We start from the raw sequence: 4,627 nt of genomic DNA, 5'->3' as shown, positions 1-4,627 counted from the left end.
CGGCACGGCCTATTTCTTCCACCAGATCTCCGCCACCGAGATGGAGGTGCGCTCCGCCGGTGCCGACCGGCAGCTCTGGACAGCGGATGACATCGCCGTGAAGTGAGTCCCCATGCGCCTCCTGCTCCGCTGGCTTCCCATCATCACGCTGGTGCTCCCCTGCCGGGCCGATCTGCCCGTGCCCCCGCAGGTGCTCGATCCCCAGACCCGGGCCGAGTCCTGGAACGTCATCCGCCTTTCCACCACCAACGTCACCCGCCTCCTCAAAGAGAAACGGGTGGAGGAAGTCCCGCAGCAGATCTCCCTGTGCAGCCCCGCCCTCCGCATGCTCGCACGCACCGGGGCCAGCGACCAGGAGCGCGCCCTCATCGCCTCCCAGACCACGCTCGCCTTCCGCCTTATCAATGACATCGCCCGTGACGGCATGGCCCGTCAGCAGCCCGGCGTGGAGGTGTCCTTTGAGCGCCTGCAGGCCGTGCTGAAGACCCTCAGCACCGTCTTCGCCCCTGAGGATGTCAGCGCGGAGATTTACACCTGCCCGGCCCACCCGGAGACGCTGACCACAAAGGGCGGCGTCTGCCGCTTCTGCACCGCACCGCTGCGTGTCCGGCGCATCCCCTACACGGAGCTTTATGGCATTCCCGAGACCGCCCAGACGCGTCTGGCGGTCCAATCATCCGCCACCACGATCGTTCCGGGCACGCCGCTCACCTTCAGCGCCGCCATCCAGACCGCCGCCGGGAAACCCGCCGCGCTCACCGACTTCCTGCCGAATCACGCCGCCACCGTGCGGCTCTGGCTCATCGATCCCACGCTCACCGACTTCCATCTCTTCACCCCGGACGCCGTCGAGTCCTCGCAGACCTTCACCCCCGCCACCGCCGGCCCCTATCGCGTCTGGTCGGAGGTGGTGCCCGTCCAGACCGCCCTGCCAGAGCACCCCTTCGCCGATCTCGGCGGCCCGTTCCAAGTGGTGGACCGGTCCCGGCACGACTTTCTCGACGCCACGAACGTCACCACCGCCGGACTGCGCTTCCAGCTCACCTTCACCAGCGGAAACGGCGGTGCGCCCATCGCCCGCCAGGTCAGCCTCATGCGGTTGCACATCACCGACACCACCGGGCAGCCCGTCACGCGGCTGGAGCCCTTCATGAACGCCTTCGCGCATCTCACCGGCCTTTACGACGACGGGAAAACCGTCCTCCGCCTCCATCCCGTCGGCGCGGACATCCTCCGCACCGATGTCCGCGGCGGTCCCACCCTCGCCTTCAAAATCTACCCGCCCCACCCCGGCTTCGTCCGCTTCTTCTGCCACGTGAAAGTCGATGGGAAAACCCTCACCGTCCCCCTCGGCGTGAGCATCGCGCCGTGAGCCGCCGCTGCCGCGCCCCGGTAAGCGGACTTCCCGCCGGGGGAAGGAGCTTTCCCCTCAGCCATCGCTATTGGCCGCCTGCGGCAACAAACCACCAACCGCGAACTGCGAACTGCGAACTGCGAACTGCGAACAACTACTGCCGTTCCACCTGCAAGCGCACAAACTGGCGACCGTTTGCGCCTGCGGGCAGGGTCGCTTTCACCGTGACCAGATTCACCGCGTCGATCAAACCGTCCTCGGACACGATCTCGCCGCCGTTTTCCCCCGACGCACCGTCCGAACCGCTGCACACGGCGATCGTCGTCCAACCGGCCAGATCCGGGCTGATTTGCAGGCGGAAGGTCAGATCGGTGGCGCTCGTGTCGCGGCGGAAAGTGATCAGGAAGTCGGTGGCGTCATCAGGCGCGGGGGCGGTCGTGGCTGTGAAGCCGACGGAGGCATCCCGGCTCAGCGGACTGAGGCCGTAGGCGTATTCGATCTGGTTTTGCAGGCCGTCGCCGTCGTCGTCGCCCTCCGGATCCACGAACTGCCCGGTCAGATTCGCGGGGTAGTAGGTCGCCAGCCAGTTCTCGAACGGCGTGGGCTGCGGTCCCAGGTCATAGACCACCGTCAGCCGCGGAATCGTGGTGCCCAACTGCAGGCTGTCGAACTGGCAGGCCGTGCCGTCGGTCAATTCATCGCTGCGCACAATCCAGCCGGCATTCGTGGCCGGGGAGGTGATCCAGCCCTGCACATCGGCGATCATTTGGGCGGAGGAAGGGAAGGTGATCAAACCAGCCGCCGCCGGGATGGAGGAGGAAGCCGTGGCCTGAAAAGCACCGCCCGGAGTGCTCCAGGTGCTGGTGTTGAAGAAACGATGGCTCCAGGTCGCGTCGGAGGTCGTGGCCGTGTCGCCGGTTCCCCCGTTGGGATTCACCGAGGTGCCCTCGCCCCACGTCTCATTCAGCCGCTGCAGCGTGAGCGTTTTGCCCGTGCCCGCCGGCCCCACCTTCGCCACTCTCAGCCTCAGTTGGGCCGACTGGATCTGCGCCTCGGGCGGAATCGCCGCCACATTGAAGGCCAGCAGCGCCCGACGGAGGTCGGAGGAGCCCGAATTGATCCCCGTCCGCCCCGCATACAGGTAACCGCGCCCGTCACTGAGCGAACCGCTCTCGGAGAAGATCGTGTTGTCCTTCGTTGGCTGGAGATTCGCCGTCGTCGTCTCCACGGGCATGATTTTGTAGATGCCGCCGGAGGGCAGGCCGCTGTCCAGCTCCAGCACACCGGGCTTCGTTTTCATGCCGATGTAGATCTCGCCGCTCTCGTCCTCGCCCAGGCACAGGATGCGCTGCCCGACGATGGGATTCGCCAGCCCGAACAACGGCACCGCCTGGGTCAGCGTGAACACGCCGCTGTTCGGGGCCGTTTCCTCCAGCCCCATCAAACGGCCGTCCGAAGCGCCGGCGGTGGAGCCGTAGTCACCAAACACATACTTCCCCTGCAACGCCGGGATCGCCGTGCCGCGATAAACAAACCCACCGGTGACCGAAAGCCCGAGCTGCGGCAGCACCGGGCTCGTCGTCACCCCCGGATGCGCATACATCGCGATCGGTGCGATCTTCGTGACCCCCGGCTCAGGATCAGGCATCGGATTGGAGCCCGCACCGGACGAGAAGGTCGGACTCTCGAAGCCTTCCAGGTAACGCCAGCCGTAGTTGCCGCCGGCGACGATCAAATTGATCTCCTCGATGCGTCCCTGGCCCACATCGCCGCAGAAAAGCCGGTTCGTGCCGCCCGCCCGCTGATCAAACGAGAAGCGCCACGGATTGCGCAGGCCGTAGGCATAAATTTCCTCCTTCACACCGCCGCCCGCGCCCACAAACGGATTCGTGGCCGGAATGCTGTAAGTCAGCGGCCCCGCACCATCCGGATCCAGCGGATCGATGCGCAGGATCTTGCCCAGCAGTCGCGTCTTGTCCTGCGCATTGCCCAGATTGCTCGTGGTGGAGACCTCGCGGCCGGTGTGGCCGAGACCGTTGTCATTGCTGCCGCCGCCGTCCCCCGTGCCGATGTAGAGATAACCATCGGGCCCAAACAGAAGCTGGCCGCCATTGTGATTCGTCTGCGGCTGCGTGAAGGCCAGCAGGCGACGCTGCGAAGCCGGGTCCGCCACATTCGGATTCGTCGCCGACACCTGAAACTCCGCCACCACCGTCACACCTCCGCCTGTGGGATCACCTGCCTGTGGCGGCGCTGGATCGATGCCCGCCTCGTAGTTCTTCACGTAGTTCACGTAAAACCGCCGGTAACCGGGCGAAGCCGGATTCCCGAAGCCCGGATGAAACGCCAGCCCCAGAAGCCCACGCTCGCTGTAATTTGCGTTCACACTCACGATGGGCCCTGGCCCGTCGTTCGGCACCGCATTCGCACTGCTCGCCAGATTGAGAAACGGCGTCGGGATCATCATCCCGCCCTGGATCACGAAGATCTTCCCCAACTGGTCGCACACAAACAACCGCCCGGTGCCGTCGTTCGCGCTGACGATGTTCGTCGGCGAGTGAACCTGCCCCAGCACCACCGGCTTCAGCGCCAGCGTGGGGAACGCCGCCCACGTTTCCGTTCCGAGCCAGAACAGGCCCAGGACAGCGGACAGAGAGAAGCGCGCGAGGTTGCCAGACATCGAAAACGAACAGCTTACCCGGCCGCCCCCGGCCTTGTCGATGCTATTTCGGAGGCACATCGGACAGCCGCAGTGACTCATTAAAAGGACACCATGGCCGGAGAGACCGGGCGAGCTGGAGAGAGTCGATGCCTCATAAAGGAGGACACCGTGGCCAATGGAGCCACGATCGATGAAACAAAGCCTTGAAGGCCACGCCATGCGGGTCACGAAATGCCTGTGCAGGGTCGCAAAGCGTCAGGCCGTGTTTGAAAACCGGTTTGGAAGTCGCGGAGCGACGAACGTGCCGTAGCCCGGCCTTTCAAGGCCGGGGACAGGAAAACGGCGGCACGCCCCAAGGCATCCTGTGTCGCAGAGCGACACGCGAACCCGCCGCGTCGAGAGGACGGGTTCGGGCGTCGCGCTGCGACGCGGGTCATGACTCAACGCGATCACCCGCATCTCTCCCGGCCTTGAAAGGCCGGGCTACCAGACGGCTGCCGCTCTGCGGCAGAGGTTTTCAAACACGGCCTAACGCCGGCTAGCCCGCATTTCTCACACTCTCTCGGCAAACGGTCACAGCCTGAAGCTGCACTCCACGTAGCTCGGAATTC

Annotated in this window: 2 protein-coding genes; one reads left to right on the top strand and one right to left on the bottom strand. The window is 65.4% G+C overall.

Going from position 1 to position 4,627, the window contains the following annotated elements; translation table 11 throughout:
- Positions 1-112: 112 nt before the first annotated feature.
- On the top strand, positions 113-1,372 hold the full coding sequence (locus IAE77_RS28845; protein ID WP_294234695.1) for a hypothetical protein: 1,260 nt from the start codon (positions 113-115) through the stop codon (positions 1,370-1,372).
- A 136-nt stretch (positions 1,373-1,508) separates the two neighbouring features.
- Here the strand turns inward: IAE77_RS28845 and IAE77_RS28840 are convergent, their stop codons facing one another.
- Positions 1,509-4,034 (bottom strand): PQQ-dependent sugar dehydrogenase, encoded by a 2,526-nt coding sequence (locus IAE77_RS28840; protein ID WP_294234692.1) that lies wholly within the window; start codon positions 4,032-4,034, stop codon positions 1,509-1,511.
- Between the last annotated feature and the right edge of the window lie 593 nt (positions 4,035-4,627).

Origin of the sequence: Prosthecobacter sp., from assembly GCF_014879935.1 — a bacterium.
Taxonomy (GTDB): domain Bacteria; phylum Verrucomicrobiota; class Verrucomicrobiia; order Verrucomicrobiales; family Verrucomicrobiaceae; genus Prosthecobacter.
Note: the sequence above shows the minus strand (reverse complement) of the source record. Positions and strands in the feature narration are given on the sequence as shown.

What these genes read in the sequence shown, in the direction of transcription:
- IAE77_RS28845 (WP_294234695.1), top strand. Translation starts at nt 113, where the DNA reads ATGCGCCTCCTGCTCCGCTGGCTTCCCATCATCACGCTGGTGCTCCCC.
- IAE77_RS28840 (WP_294234692.1), bottom strand. Translation starts at nt 4,034, where the DNA reads ATGTCTGGCAACCTCGCGCGCTTCTCTCTGTCCGCTGTCCTGGGCCTG.